The following is a 13,293-nucleotide window of genomic DNA, read 5'->3' as shown; positions in this document are numbered from 1 at the left end:
ATTCTCTTTTCATACATAGAAAAGTTAAGAAGGATTTTACTAAATGAAAACGTATGCACTGGAAAATTAAAGCGAGTTTGCAAAAAATATTGCATTTCACAAAGATTGGTGATCAGCTCAATCATATTCCGGCTACGCTTATAAAAGACTACCATAAAAATGTGTGTTTGTATCAATATTACGAATGCATTCGAAAGTTTGAAGCTTCAAACATTCAGTTAGCTACAGAAACTAAAAAGTCTGCTTTAGAAATTGGTACAGGATATTCGTTGATTGCACCTGTAATTTTGTATCTGCTAGGTTTTGAAACCGTTGTAACAGTCGATATTTCCAAAGATGTTTCAATGAAAACCTTTCAAAAACAAATCCAATATCTAAACGATGATGCATTGCTTCAAACCATTGTAAAACATGGAAAGTTTAGTCTATCAGAAATCAAAGAGAAATTGACACAGATACAATCTTTTAAAACACTTGAAAAGGTAGTTGCGTTTTGCAATATTATCTACATTCCAAGATATACCTTAGACGCTATAGAAAGCACACAGAATTCATTTGATTATATCTGTTCACAAGTTGTTTTTGAACACATTCCACCTGCATTTTTACAAGACTTGTTTGCAAAAATGAAAGTTTGGTTAACCGAAGATGGTCGCGCTGTGCATACGATCAATTTTATAGATCACTTTGCGAATCCAGGTTTTTTTCAAGACAAAAATATTTCAGAATTTAACTTTTTAAAGTATTCAGATGCAACTTGGAATTTTTGGGCAGGCAACGATATCGCTTATACCAATCGCTTGTCGTACCTGTATTATTTAGAATTGTGTGAAGCAAACGAATTGACGGTTATTGATTTTATAGGCGAAAATTACAGAGCGCATCATCCATTGCCAGCAGCAGCAATTCATGAAGATATTATTAAAAAATACAAACAGCTTTCAAACGTGGAATATGTATGTAAATATCAACGAGGAACTTTAATTTTTAAAAAATAAAATACCTCTGACATCATCTGTCAAAGACGCGGATACATTTGCAGTATTATTAATTCTTAAAAAAATACAACAACATGAAAAACGCAGTAAATTGGTTTGAAATTCCAGTAACAGATTATGAAAGAGCCAAAAAATTCTACTCTGAAGTTTTGGGAGAAGAAATTAAAGACCATCATATGGACAATATGAAATATGGAATTTTTCCATACGATATGGAAAATCATAATGTTGGAGGCGCTATCATGCAAATGGAAGGTTCAAATCCTTCACAAGATGGTTCAACAGTGTATTTAAATGGTGGAGCCGATTTAAGTATTTCATTGGCCAGAGTAGAAGCAGCAGGCGGAAAAATTGTGATGCCAAAAACGGACATTCAAGAAAATGGATTTATCGCACAATTTCTAGACACCGAAGGAAATAGAGTAGCGTTACATTCTATGAGTTAACAAAAAAGACTATTTTAACGTCATTCTGAACTTGATTCAGCATCTCATAAAGTGGTGATGCATGTTTAAAGAGATACTGAATCAAGTTTGGCTTGTTCGAAATTGAATTTTTTATAATGATTGAAAAATAGATCATGACACAACTTGCAAGATTGATATCAATACTAACATTGTTACGATCAAAACGATTGTTAACAGCAACAGAACTCGCAGAAAAATACGATGTGAGTGTACGTACAATTTACAGAGATATTCGAAAGCTAGAAGAAGCTGGCGTGCCTGTATATACCGTAGAAGGTAGAGGTTATAGTTTGATTGATACGTATACGATTGCGCCGGTGCAGTTTACCGAAAAACAAGCCAATGCGCTTATTACGGCTGAACATATCATCAATCAATCCAAAGATGTTTCGTTTGTAAATGATTTTAAAGAAGCACTGATTAAAATTAAATCGGTTTTTAAAACATCGATACAAGAAAAAAGTGAATTATTGAGCGATAAAATTCATGTATTTAATTGGAAATTGGAAGATACTTCTAGTGATGCACTTTCGGAAATTCAGTTGGCAATTACTAATTTCAATATCATGGAAATCAATTATAAGAAGGCAAATGATTATCAAGTTTCCCATCGAAAAATTGAACCTTGTGCAATGTATTCTACTGACAATAAGTGGATTTTAATTGCCTGGTGTCATTTGCGTAATGAAATGCGTTCTTTTAGAATTGATCGAATTCAAAATTTTAAAATATCGGAAGAGAAATTTGAAGATCGAAAATTCAATATTAGCGACTACTTTTCTTCACATCCATATTCTAGTCATTCGTATAAAGATTAAAAAATAGTCTTATTTATAACTACCAACATGGTGTGGCTCTGTATCCATTTCCCGTGACTGTCAATTCGTGATTTATAGTGAATTTGAATACTTTTCCATCTTTTTCGCGTATGTATTTTGCGTAGTCCCAATTTCCAGAATGAGTCAATTCATAAACCCCATTTTTCTTCCCATTGTACATTTCGTTGTAAAACTGAGTAATTGTTGGATACGCACCATCATTTTCAAAATTTTCTTTTACGTTTACTAATGGAATACTACTTTGTTGTCCTTTATACCTTACAAATAAAGCATTTCCTTCTTCATTGAACGCAATTGATAATTGTAAAGAAGGTTTGTCGTCATTGGTGTAGCAAATATAATGGTACGGACGTATTTTTATTTCCTCAGTTGAAGTATCAGTAGTATTTTTCGTTTCTTTTGTGTCTTTCACATCACTCGCTTCTCTTACTTCTTTCGATGTTTCTATAGTAGTTGCTTTTTGCTCAGTTGTTTCTTGTGTTTTCTTTTTGTCAGAACAACTCAAAACCAGCAATAAACTAGAAAAAATAAATAGGTATGTAATTGTTGTTTTCATAAGTGATACATTGTTTTTTAAAGAAAAATACTAATGGCAATAGCACCAATAATGGCAGCAAAAATGCTTACACCCAAAACGGTTTTAACATCAATAGCAAAGTTAACGCCAGTATTTTGAATATTCGCTTTTAGTTTTTCAGAAATTTTCAGTCCTACAGTTGAATCAAAAATCCCCATTAAAAAACTGATGATAATTCCTGTAATAGTTCCTCCAGATTTTGCTGCATATATTGCAATGAAAGCATAAATTACAATAGAACCGAGTGTTAAAAAAGCATAATTAAAATTTAACTGTCTAGATAATATTGAGCCAATTGCGTCAAACAAAGCAATTACTGCAAAACCACTAATTATAATATAAAATAATTCCAAACTATAGATATTTATTTTTTATGTTTTAATTTTTCCAAAGCATCCAAACTTCCTTTGGTAAGTTCCTCACCATTTGTCCCTAGAGATATGCTTATATCACAAGAATCACATTTAAATGTTTGTCCAGCTAATAATGTTTCAAGAGTATAATGGATTTTTCCTTTTTTACAATTTGGACATGGCATTGATTGCGTATTCATAGGTGTTGTTTTTATGATACGAGTTCAAGGTACATATTTTTTTAACAATACTGTAAATACGCAATTTGTCGTATTGTTTGATGCAGTGTAAATGCGGAATTTTAAACTCTAAATTTATCACTCATGAAATACATATATCTACTGTTGAGCCTTTGTATCACATCATTCGCAATGGCACAAACTACTAAAACCTTACTCGATAGTGCTTTGGTAAAAAAAGAGCAACTAAAGTTTACGGAAGGCATTGCATTATGTGAACAAGCAATAGCTTTAGACAGTACTTCCATAGATGCTTATTTCTATAAAGCAGGATTTCATACAGCATTAATCAACAAGAAAAATGCGAGTGCAGATTATCAAAATTACAAAGCTGCTATTGCAAACTATTCCAAAGTAATTGAACTAGATCTAAAACATGCAAAAGCATTCTTTTTTCGTGGTGGCGCGCATGATGCGATGGGTTTTATAGAAGATGCATTGGTAGATTATCAACAATCAATTGCTATAGAAGTAAATCAACCCGAAGTGTACAATAGTATGGGCGTTTGTAATGCGAAAAAAGGAAATATAGATATGGCCATGAGCTACTTTGAAAAGGCAATTATTTTCAATCCGTCGTATGGAAAAGCCTATTCCAACAAAGGAAATATTTACGACATGAAGCGTGATCTTAAAAACGCATGTGCCAACTGGAAAAAAGCTATAGAGCTAGGATACACAGGCAATCAAAGACGATACATGGCAAAGTGTAAGCAAAACTAAATCTGTAGAAAATACGCAATATGTCGTATTGTACAAACTGTTTAAAAAAGAGAATTTTGACATATCAGAATGATCAAAACTAAGGACATGATAAAAAAAACAGGAATACTACTTTTTATACTAACGCTTCTTTCTTCTTGTACCAATTATGGAGAAAAGAAAATCTTTGATGGTACAGAAATATATTATAAAGATGGCGTTACAGAAGCTCAAGCAGATAAACTTGGAAAAAGTTTGATGGATGCAGAATTTACTAATGGCGAAGTGAAATCTGTTCAGTTTGTCAAAGATGGTGATATGTATCTATTTAAAATGGTCATTAAAGAACAATTTTTAGAAGACAAATCATTGGAAAACATCTTTAATATCTTTCCAAAAGAACTTTCAGGCTATATGGATTTGCCGATCGATTTACACCTTTGTGATAGCCAATTCAACACGTTACGAGTGTATAAACTAGAAGATGCATTCAAAACCATGATGGCGAAAAGAACTGAAATTCGCTATACAGATAAGGTAATGATTGAAGATGTTGAAAAGTTAAAAGACTTTTTGATTGAATATGGGTTTTCAAGTGATAACGTAGAGAAAACTGTTGAACTCGATAGAGAAAGTATGACCTACATTTTTAAACTAATCATTGCTAAAAACAAACTGGAAAACGAAGCTGTTCTAAGCTATTTGACACGCTTAAAAATGGAATTGACAAAAAAAGTATTTAGTGGCTTGCCTGTAAAAATACATATGTGTGATGAGATGATGAATACACTTAAAGAATTTTAAAAACGAATCAAATAAATAATTGTAAATGAAAAATATAGTACTGATGCTGCTTTTTTGTTTGATGTGTCAACTGACAAAGGCGCAAAAAATAGACATGGTCAATGCACCACGAAATCCTATAGGTTTCAAACATAAAAAAGAGCATTTCTTTTTACGTGGCGATATCTATTCTTCTTCAGGAAAGATTTTTGACCAAAAAGGAAATTTAATATTCAATTATGGAACACGCTATTATTATAATGCTAATGGGAGAATTACGGGCAACAACTATGATGATACTTTTGAATATGATTCGCGAGGAAACATCATAAAATTCAAATATAAAAGCGGCGGAATTACTACCTACAAATTCAGTCCAAAAGACTTGCTCGTACATGAAAAAAGCTCGTATGGAGATGAAAAAACGTATACATACGACAACAAAGATCGTTTGAGCAGTACGATCATTAAAAAGAAAGGAAAACTGAGTCAAAAACGTTTGTTTACATATAGCAAAAAAGGAGATTCTCTCATTGTAGATATGGAATATATGTATACCAATGGAAAAAACGGATTTATGACGAAATCATACTATATCAATGGATTTTTGGTAAAAGAGCAGCTTTCTTCAGGAACCTATACGTATGTGGTTAAAACAGATGCCAAGCAAAATAAAATTGATTTTTATACTGCGGGTGTACCAAATCCAAAACACTACAGAACATTCAACCGTTATTTTAGTGATGCAAACAAGCCTATAAAACTTGAATTAGGGTATTACAAAGTAAACGAGAGTACAACAGCTAAAAAAGCGACAACTATATATGTAAATGGAACACGAAGTACAGATATTACCATTAGTAAAGGTGTAAAACCAAATGAAAAAGTCATTTATGATGGCTTAACACATACCTATTATGCAGTTCCAAACATTGTGCCTGAAAATCATACCATAGATACTAGAATTCCAGTGACAACGGTACTTTCTAAAGGAAAACCGTATATCAATTATGTAAGTGATGGAAAATTTATCAACTATGTATATGGTTTTAATAAAGTAAAATCGCGTGACTTTGCTTTTCTTGGCGCACACATGATCGATTATCGAATTGACAAAACCCTTGGAAGAACATACATCATCCGAAACTACAAAAACATCAAAGAGCAGAAAGTAAAACAAATGGAACTGTTTTCAGCAGACACAGCTTCTATTTTATATACGCGTGAATTGAAAAAAGACAATTTCTTCATCCTAGATAAAGGAAAACATATTGATTATAAAAAAGCGCGATTTGAGTATTTAACCAATGGTGATCCTGTCATTTTTATTAATGAAAAACCTAGCTATGTGCTCACAGGATTTAGAATGGCGCAAGATGGAGAAGTGCTTTTTGGGAAAAGATATAATGGCGAATTAGACAATGCTCAAAAAACTTCAGAAACAACAAAAACAACGAATAAGTTAGAATGTCTTGAAGGCGATTGTAACGAAGGTTGGGGGAAAATAAAAGTTGGTGAAATCATTACCAAAGCAACCTTTAAAAATGGTGCTATTGATGGTGTAGCGTATATATCATATCCGAATGATGCATACTATCACGGCAAATACAAAAATAATCGACGTGACGGATTCGGGTATTACAGATGGGCAAACGGAAATTCATATATAGGATATTGGAAAGATGGCAAACAACACGGATTGGGATATACTTTAGACAAAGGTTTGAAGGTGACTTCGGCTGGTCGATTTGAAAACGGAAAACTTGTCGAAAAACAAGCAACCGATTATATAGCTGGAAAAACGGCTGGAAACTGTAAAGGAAACTGCAGCAATGGTTTTGGAAAATATACGTATAACAATGGCGATACTTATTTAGGATTCTTCAAAAATAGTCAACGCTATTCTGTAGGGAATTATATTTGGAGCAACTCAAGTGAATATACAGGAGTGTACACTGCAGATGGAAAACGCAATGGCTTTGGAATTTATATGTACATAGATGGCTCTATATATAGAGGTGTATTTGTCAATGATAGAATTGATGGCTTAGGAAGAATGAAATACAAGAAAACAGGAAACATAGTTCACGGTGTATTTAATAATAAAGGAGCAAAAATTAAAGAATATTAAAACGATAAATAAAACATTTAAATGAAGAAAATTACAAGTATTATAATGCTTCTTTGTGTGCACATCTGTTTCGTTCAATGCAAAGAGAAGATTGAAGTAGAAACGTATGAAGTGACCCCAGAATTTGCTAAAAAAATTGACAAGCCAGAAGTGCATTTTATAGTAGACATTCCTAAAAATCTAAAATTTGACAAACCTGTTGAAGGCAAAAAAACATATTCGTATGGAATGATTCAGGAAGTTGGAGAAGATAGTGTTACTAGAGAAATGTGCTCTTTTGGATACATTAAAATGGAAGGAAACATGTCACTCAAAAAAGATGGTGGCTCTTTTATGGATCAAATCTTGCAAATGCTTAAAAGTGGCGGCTACAAAATAGAAGAAAAAAATATTGGAGTACAAGAATTTGATGGAAAAGAATACATGACATTACGTGCTATCGGAACAATGAAAGAAGGCATCAGTAAAGAATTTGTAGGCAGATATTTCTTTAATGTAGTTGCAAAGCCAAATCCGTATGGAGACACAAACATCATCATGCTCATGGCAGCACGAGAAGATCAAGTAAAAACGTATGAAGACTTCAAAGACAAACTAACGATTTCAACTGTTTGGAACAGTTTTAAATACCTAAAATAACCCAGTTAGTCGTGGTAAAGAGATTGCTTAAAATACTTTTTTTAAGTGATCTCTTTCTTTTTAGGAAACATAGATTTTATAAGTAAGAATCACAGGATTTTTGTTAATTTACATCGCAAATCCTAGAAATTCATTGCATGAAAAATCAAAAAATAACGCTGAAATATACTTTCATTGGAATACTAGCTGTATTGATAACTTGGTGTATTCACGAATTTACACATTGGATTACAAGTGAATTATTAGGATATGAAGCCTTCATGCGACTCAACAGTGTAGGACCTGTAAACGGAGCTATCTCTAACGAAGGACACAAAGCAATTATTTCTATTTCAGGACCCATAATTACCATTTTGCAAGGTGTGATTGTTTTTGTACTACTAAAATCTAAGGGCTGGAATAAATACGCATACCTATTTCTATTCACGGCGTTTTACATGCGTCTTTTTGCAGGTTTTATGAACTTTTTAAATCCAAATGATGAAGCACGTGTTGGTCAATATTTGGGAATAGGAACACATACATTATCACTCATAATCAGCATCTTTTTATTTTCATTGGTATATATTGTGAGTAAAAAATACAAACTCAATTGGAAGTTTCAACTAGCAACATTCATCATTGTACTGATCGTAAGTTGGGCGATTATTTATGTAGATCAATCCTTTAGAATTCGAATTCTGTAAAAAGAGTATAATTCGTTTTCTCGTCATGCTGAACCTGATTCTGCATTTCACATAACAGCTTTCAAATCCAAAAATATACGCAACTCTTCGTATAGGAAATACCGTAAAAAAGTAAGAATATTGTTTAGTGAATCATCACACAAAACAAAAGCACCAAAACATTTTCTATCTTTATAAAGATGAAATTACGCATATTTATATTCTTCTTATTTGTAACAGCATTGCTTGTTGCCCAAACGAATACTGCAAACTCAGTATCTACAAAAGAAGAAGCAATCGTATTGTTTGAAACCTATGAACAACAGGGAGAAGCCTTTAATCAAAAACGAGAATTTGATTCCATGCAAGTCTATTTGAAAAAACTAGACAAATTACTTCCCATAATACAAGACTCATCCTATCATTACAGAGCAGATCTCATTCGCGGTTCGGCACTCATACGAAATACAGAATCAGATCAAGCAATGAAAGTCTTATTACAAGCAACGGAATTCTTCAAACTTCAAAAAGACTATAAAAATTATTACCGCGGACGCTATAAAATTGGGATCTGTTATTACTATGTAAATCGACGCGAAGACACGAAAAGTACCATGTTAGAAGTCTTGGAAAATAAACAATATGTCGATGAAGATTTAGCCACAAGTGCCTTAGCAAATGTTGCGGCGGTCAATATAGAATTGGGCATGCAGCAAAAAGACAAAGCTTTGTTTTTAGATGCAATTGAAAGGTTAAACAACGCAATATCAATCAATCGTAAAAACAAAAAATATACAAAACTAGCGTCCAATTACAGTTTATTGGCAGAAAGTTACAATCAGCTCAAGAACCGTCAAAAAACATTGAAATTATTAGATAGCGCGATTTATTTTGCAGAAAAAGCTCAAAATGCTGCGCAAGAAGGTTTCGCATTAATAAAAAAAGGAAAGCTATTAGCAGACCAAAAACAGTATGCAGTTGCACAAAAAATGTATGATACTGCTATTGAAACCTACAAAAAGGTCACGGATAATCCAGGATTGTTATACGGTTATGTAGAAAAAAAACGCTTGTTAATGTTAAAAGAAGACTATGAAGCTGCTAGCAAATTGGGAGATTCTATTTATTCATTAACCATTAAGAATTACAACAAACGTTTTGCGGATGGAATTTCGGAAATGGAAACCAAATACAAAACCGCCGAAAAAGAACGTCAAATCTTAGAACAACGTGCTGATATCGCTGAACAAGGATTATTGCTGCAAGAACGCAAATATCAAATTTATGGTGCTTTAGGATTGGCGTTATTAATATTAGTTTTAGGTTATCTTTTTTACAATCAACAGAAGTTGAAAAACCGACAATTAGTCAAAGAAAACAAGCTAAAAGTTGCACTAAAAGAAATAGAAACGCAAAACAAATTGCAGGAACAACGCTTGCGGATTTCGCGCGATTTGCACGATAATATTGGTGCACAATTGTCATTCATCATTTCGTCGATTGACAACTTACAATATGCCTCCAAAGAAACATCTGCTAAATTCAAAGACAAACTCAGTTATATCAGTGAATTCACATCAGCAACGATAGATCAATTGCGAGACACTATTTGGGCAATGAACAAAGATGAAATCTCATTGACGGACTTGCAAAGCAGAACACTAGCGTTTATTGAAAAAGCCAAAATAGCCAAGCAGGAAGTTAAATTTAAATTCAATAATGAAGTCAATACTTCCATGCAATTCACAGCAATTCAAGGAATGCATTTATTTCGTGTCATCCAAGAAGCGATCAATAATTCATTAAAATATGCGAATGCGAATTTGGTAACGGTTGATTTTAAAGAAGAAAACAATCAAATCATATTTAGAATAAAAGATAACGGCATCGGATTTAAAAAAGAAACTGTGCAATTAGGCAACGGATTGTCTAATATGCAAAAACGTATGGATGAAATCAATGCAGATATTACGATCAATTCAGCGTCATCAAAAGGAACTGAAATTGTGGTGAAATTTGATAATTTTAAATCGATAAACAGTATTCTTTAAAACCCAAAACCCATGAAACTCAAAATAGCCATTGCCGAAGACAACCATTTTTTAGCGAAAGCTGTGATTGAAAAACTATCTTTCTTTGACGATTTTGTGTTTAAATTTAAAGCGGCTAATGGTGCAGAAATGGTTGGAAAATTAGAAGCAAACCATAATATTGATGTCATTCTGATGGACATTCAAATGCCTGAAATGGACGGAATCAAAGCAACAGAAATCATCAAGGAAAAACATCCGCAAATCAAAATCATTATGTTGACAGTTTTTGATGATGAAGAAAACATATTTAAAGCGATTCAGGCAGGTGCTGATGGTTATTTGTTGAAAGAAATCAATGCAGAAAACATTCATAAATCAATTCTGGAAGTTGTGAACGATGGTGCGCCCATGTCACCAAGTATTGCTTTAAAAGCACTGAATTTACTGCGAAACCCACTTCAAATCACAACAGATTCAGAAATCGAAAAAGTAAAACTCACCAAACGAGAAACCGATGTTTTATTACAACTAAGCAAAGGTTTAAACTATAACGAAATCGCAGAAAACCTATTCATTTCTTCAGGAACCATTCGCAAACATATAGAAAACATATACCGAAAACTAAAAGTCCACAACAAAATGGAAGCTGTTCAAAAAGCGAGATCTCAGAAGTTGATTTGAATTTTTAGTTATTAGAACTGAGATATTAGTATTGGGTATTGAGATACCTTCGAAGTACAATCTATAAAAAAACAACCTACTTTCTTTTGAAATCGAAACGATTCGTGCCAATTATTCAAAGGAAACAACACAAAAACAATTCGTGAATTCGTGGTAAAACTTTAATTAGAATAGACATACCTTCAAAGTACAATCTTAAAAAAAACAACCTACTTTCTTTTGAAATCGAAACGATTTGTACCAATCATTCAAAGGAAGCAACACAAAAACAATTCGTGAATTCGTGGTGAAACTTTAATTAAAATTGAGATACCTTCGAAGTACAATCTTTTAAAAAAACAACCTACTTTCTTTTGAAATCGAAACGATTCGTACCAATCATTCAAAGGAAACAACACAAAAACAATTCGTGAATTCGTGGTAAAACTTTAATTAGAATTGAGATACTTCCGAAGTACAATCTATAAAAAAACAACCTACTTTCTTTTGAAACCAAAACGATTCGTGCCAATTATTCCAAGGAAACAATACAAAAACAATTCGTGAATTCGTGGTAAAACTTTAATTAGAATAGACATACCTTCGAAGTACAATCTATAAAAAACAACCTACTTTCTTTTGAAATCGAAATAATTCGTGCCAATTATTCAAAGGAAACAACACAAAAACAATTCGTGAATTCGTGGTAAAACTTTAATTAAAATTGAGATACCTTCAAAAGTACAATCTTTAAAAAAACAACCTACTTTCTTTTGAAACCAAAACAATTCGTGCCAATTATTCAAAGGAAGCAATACAAAAACAATTCGTGAATTCGTGGTGAAGCTTTAATTAGAATTGAGATACTTCCGAAGTACAATCTATAAAAAAACAACCTACTTTCTTTTGAAATCGAAACGATTTGTGCCAATTATTCAAAGGAAACAACACAAAAACAATTCGTGAATTCGTGACAAAAACATGTATTTATAATAATCAGACTAAAACTGTTCAGTAGCAATTTTTCTAACATACGCAGAAAAATCATCTCGATCTACGCCTAATTTCTCTTTAATAAACTTAAAAAAATCATCATCTGTATCTACAGTTCGCAAACCATCAATAACGCCTTTCATTCCATGTTTTTCAAACACCTTTTTACAAATCAATCCGCCAATAACATATCGAAACTCTGTATGATGTTCGCCATTCGGAATATAACCGCGTAATTCACTCAATGAAATTTCAAAATCTGGATTTTCTAAAAGATACGCTTTAAGCTTTTTAGTATGCCAAGCCAAATCATAGCCGCCGCTTCCATCCATATACGTTGCATACCCTTCATTCAACCAAAAATGATTTGCTTCAGGGAACAGTTCGTGAGTGTAAATATGAACCAACTCATGCGCATAATAGGCAGAGTTGTTTCCAGCATATACAATTCGATTCTGGATATCGGCAACGCCACCAGTTTGTCCCGGAATGTAAATTTTTGCCATATAATCATAGCCTAACAAACGTACAATTTCTCTGGAATAACTACTCACAAAATAATCAAACGAAATAGGAGCGACCTTGAAAATTTTTGCAATCTCTTCGTTAAAAACATTCATTCTAGCAGCATCTTTCTCATCAAATTGATGTGTAGGGTGAATATAATAGGTAATAGCACCAATCTGCTTTTTTTGCCAAACACCTTTGTGGTATTGTGAACTGTTTACGAGTACATATTTTCCATTCACTTTTTTAGCATATACAGAAAGAATGGCTTCTAAAACAATAGTATTATCTTCCGTAAGATGTGCTAAAGAAGTTTTAATCGCATAATGATCGTTTTCAACTGCAAATACACCTAATACAGTGCATTGGACTTTGGGAGTTCGCGTACGCAATGATCTAAGATCAATCATCCATAAAAAATCATCTGGAATGCGATACTGACTTGTGTCCCAAAAAGGAGTTGCTGGATTTTTATATTCGCCAGATTGTAAATAAGCCGTCCAAAGTGCTATAATTTCTTTCTCATTAGCATCATTGGCATTTTCTACATTGGCATCCACTGTTACTTCAAAAATATCTTGATCTTGCGCAAAGCAAACCATAGCAAGCATTAAAAAAAGTAAAGGTAAAATTCGTTTCATTATTGGATTTTAAGTTGTCTAAATTATGAAACGATTACTTTTTTAATATAGTATTTCTTTATGATT

General features: G+C 32.7%; 14 protein-coding genes. 10 read left to right on the top strand and 4 right to left on the bottom strand.

Features of this window, described 5'->3' with window-relative positions; genetic code table 11:
• The first annotated feature begins 53 nt into the window (after nucleotides 1-53).
• The 3 genes from Q0845_RS05500 to Q0845_RS05490 all read left to right on the top strand — a co-directional run bounded on the left by Q0845_RS05500 (nucleotide 54) and on the right by Q0845_RS05490 (nucleotide 2,283).
• Nucleotides 54-998 (top strand): methyltransferase domain-containing protein, encoded by a 945-nt coding sequence (locus Q0845_RS05500; RefSeq protein ID WP_298510345.1) that lies wholly within the window; start codon nucleotides 54-56, stop codon nucleotides 996-998.
• A gap of 74 nt (nucleotides 999-1,072) precedes the next feature.
• On the top strand, nucleotides 1,073-1,444 hold the full coding sequence (locus Q0845_RS05495) for a VOC family protein (protein WP_298510343.1): 372 nt from the start codon (nucleotides 1,073-1,075) through the stop codon (nucleotides 1,442-1,444).
• Between the two features lie 134 nt (nucleotides 1,445-1,578).
• Complete coding sequence (locus tag Q0845_RS05490) at nucleotides 1,579-2,283, top strand: YafY family protein (RefSeq protein ID WP_298510340.1); 705 nt, start codon at nucleotides 1,579-1,581, stop codon at nucleotides 2,281-2,283.
• 19 nt (nucleotides 2,284-2,302) lie between these two features.
• Here the strand turns inward: Q0845_RS05490 and Q0845_RS05485 are convergent, their stop codons facing one another.
• From Q0845_RS05485 to Q0845_RS05475, 3 genes are read right to left on the bottom strand one after another with little or no spacing between them, the layout of a single operon-like run.
• A complete protein-coding gene (locus tag Q0845_RS05485) occupies nucleotides 2,303-2,860 on the bottom strand; it encodes a hypothetical protein (RefSeq protein ID WP_298510337.1) in 558 nt (185 codons plus the stop codon).
• 17 nt (nucleotides 2,861-2,877) lie between these two features.
• A complete protein-coding gene (locus Q0845_RS05480; protein ID WP_298510335.1) occupies nucleotides 2,878-3,234 on the bottom strand; it encodes a hypothetical protein in 357 nt (118 codons plus the stop codon).
• Between the two features lie 11 nt (nucleotides 3,235-3,245).
• A complete protein-coding gene (locus Q0845_RS05475; protein ID WP_298510332.1) occupies nucleotides 3,246-3,434 on the bottom strand; it encodes a hypothetical protein in 189 nt (62 codons plus the stop codon).
• Between the two features lie 171 nt (nucleotides 3,435-3,605).
• Between Q0845_RS05475 and Q0845_RS05470 the strand changes: the two genes are divergently transcribed.
• The 7 genes from Q0845_RS05470 (at nucleotide 3,606) to Q0845_RS05440 (ending at nucleotide 11,107) form a co-directional block, all read left to right on the top strand.
• Nucleotides 3,606-4,196 (top strand): hypothetical protein, encoded by a 591-nt coding sequence (locus Q0845_RS05470; RefSeq protein WP_298510330.1) that lies wholly within the window; start codon nucleotides 3,606-3,608, stop codon nucleotides 4,194-4,196.
• Nucleotides 4,197-4,283: 87 nt separating this feature from the next.
• A complete protein-coding gene (locus Q0845_RS05465; protein ID WP_298510328.1) occupies nucleotides 4,284-4,979 on the top strand; it encodes a hypothetical protein in 696 nt (231 codons plus the stop codon).
• 25 nt (nucleotides 4,980-5,004) lie between these two features.
• Complete coding sequence (locus Q0845_RS05460; RefSeq protein WP_298510325.1) at nucleotides 5,005-7,089, top strand: MORN motif precursor; 2,085 nt, start codon at nucleotides 5,005-5,007, stop codon at nucleotides 7,087-7,089.
• Between the two features lie 21 nt (nucleotides 7,090-7,110).
• On the top strand, nucleotides 7,111-7,728 hold the full coding sequence (locus Q0845_RS05455; protein ID WP_298510321.1) for a hypothetical protein: 618 nt from the start codon (nucleotides 7,111-7,113) through the stop codon (nucleotides 7,726-7,728).
• Nucleotides 7,729-7,865: 137 nt separating this feature from the next.
• Nucleotides 7,866-8,414 (top strand): hypothetical protein, encoded by a 549-nt coding sequence (locus tag Q0845_RS05450; RefSeq protein ID WP_298510318.1) that lies wholly within the window; start codon nucleotides 7,866-7,868, stop codon nucleotides 8,412-8,414.
• A gap of 179 nt (nucleotides 8,415-8,593) precedes the next feature.
• A complete protein-coding gene (locus tag Q0845_RS05445) occupies nucleotides 8,594-10,444 on the top strand; it encodes an ATP-binding protein (RefSeq protein ID WP_298510315.1) in 1,851 nt (616 codons plus the stop codon).
• A 12-nt stretch (nucleotides 10,445-10,456) separates the two neighbouring features.
• Nucleotides 10,457-11,107 carry a response regulator transcription factor gene (locus Q0845_RS05440; protein WP_298510313.1) on the top strand — a complete coding sequence of 217 codons (651 nt, stop codon included), beginning with the start codon at nucleotides 10,457-10,459 and terminating at the stop codon, nucleotides 11,105-11,107.
• 980 nt (nucleotides 11,108-12,087) lie between these two features.
• On the opposite strand, the gene Q0845_RS05435 is transcribed toward Q0845_RS05440, so the two are convergent.
• Entirely contained in the window at nucleotides 12,088-13,227 is a 1,140-nt protein-coding gene (locus tag Q0845_RS05435) for a hypothetical protein (protein WP_298510311.1), read from the bottom strand.
• Between the last annotated feature and the right edge of the window lie 66 nt (nucleotides 13,228-13,293).

The sequence above is a fragment of the uncultured Kordia sp. genome (genome assembly GCF_947489565.1).
Lineage (GTDB): Bacteria > Bacteroidota > Bacteroidia > Flavobacteriales > Flavobacteriaceae > Kordia.
Note: the sequence above shows the minus strand (reverse complement) of the source record. Positions and strands in the feature narration are given on the sequence as shown.

Excerpts from the sequence above, each read along its gene's own strand:
- Q0845_RS05470 (WP_298510330.1), top strand. The coding sequence starts at position 3,606 with ATGGCACAAACTACTAAAACCTTACTCGATAGTGCTTTGGTAAAAAAA.
- Q0845_RS05500 (WP_298510345.1), top strand. The coding sequence starts at position 54 with ATGCACTGGAAAATTAAAGCGAGTTTGCAAAAAATATTGCATTTCACA.
- Q0845_RS05485 (WP_298510337.1), bottom strand. The coding sequence starts at position 2,860 with ATGAAAACAACAATTACATACCTATTTATTTTTTCTAGTTTATTGCTG.
- Q0845_RS05435 (WP_298510311.1), bottom strand. The coding sequence starts at position 13,227 with ATGAAACGAATTTTACCTTTACTTTTTTTAATGCTTGCTATGGTTTGC.
- Q0845_RS05475 (WP_298510332.1), bottom strand. The coding sequence starts at position 3,434 with ATGAATACGCAATCAATGCCATGTCCAAATTGTAAAAAAGGAAAAATC.
- Q0845_RS05440 (WP_298510313.1), top strand. The coding sequence starts at position 10,457 with ATGAAACTCAAAATAGCCATTGCCGAAGACAACCATTTTTTAGCGAAA.
- Q0845_RS05455 (WP_298510321.1), top strand. The coding sequence starts at position 7,111 with ATGAAGAAAATTACAAGTATTATAATGCTTCTTTGTGTGCACATCTGT.
- Q0845_RS05460 (WP_298510325.1), top strand. The coding sequence starts at position 5,005 with ATGAAAAATATAGTACTGATGCTGCTTTTTTGTTTGATGTGTCAACTG.
- Q0845_RS05465 (WP_298510328.1), top strand. The coding sequence starts at position 4,284 with ATGATAAAAAAAACAGGAATACTACTTTTTATACTAACGCTTCTTTCT.
- Q0845_RS05445 (WP_298510315.1), top strand. The coding sequence starts at position 8,594 with ATGAAATTACGCATATTTATATTCTTCTTATTTGTAACAGCATTGCTT.
- Q0845_RS05495 (WP_298510343.1), top strand. The coding sequence starts at position 1,073 with ATGAAAAACGCAGTAAATTGGTTTGAAATTCCAGTAACAGATTATGAA.
- Q0845_RS05450 (WP_298510318.1), top strand. The coding sequence starts at position 7,866 with ATGAAAAATCAAAAAATAACGCTGAAATATACTTTCATTGGAATACTA.
- Q0845_RS05490 (WP_298510340.1), top strand. The coding sequence starts at position 1,579 with ATGACACAACTTGCAAGATTGATATCAATACTAACATTGTTACGATCA.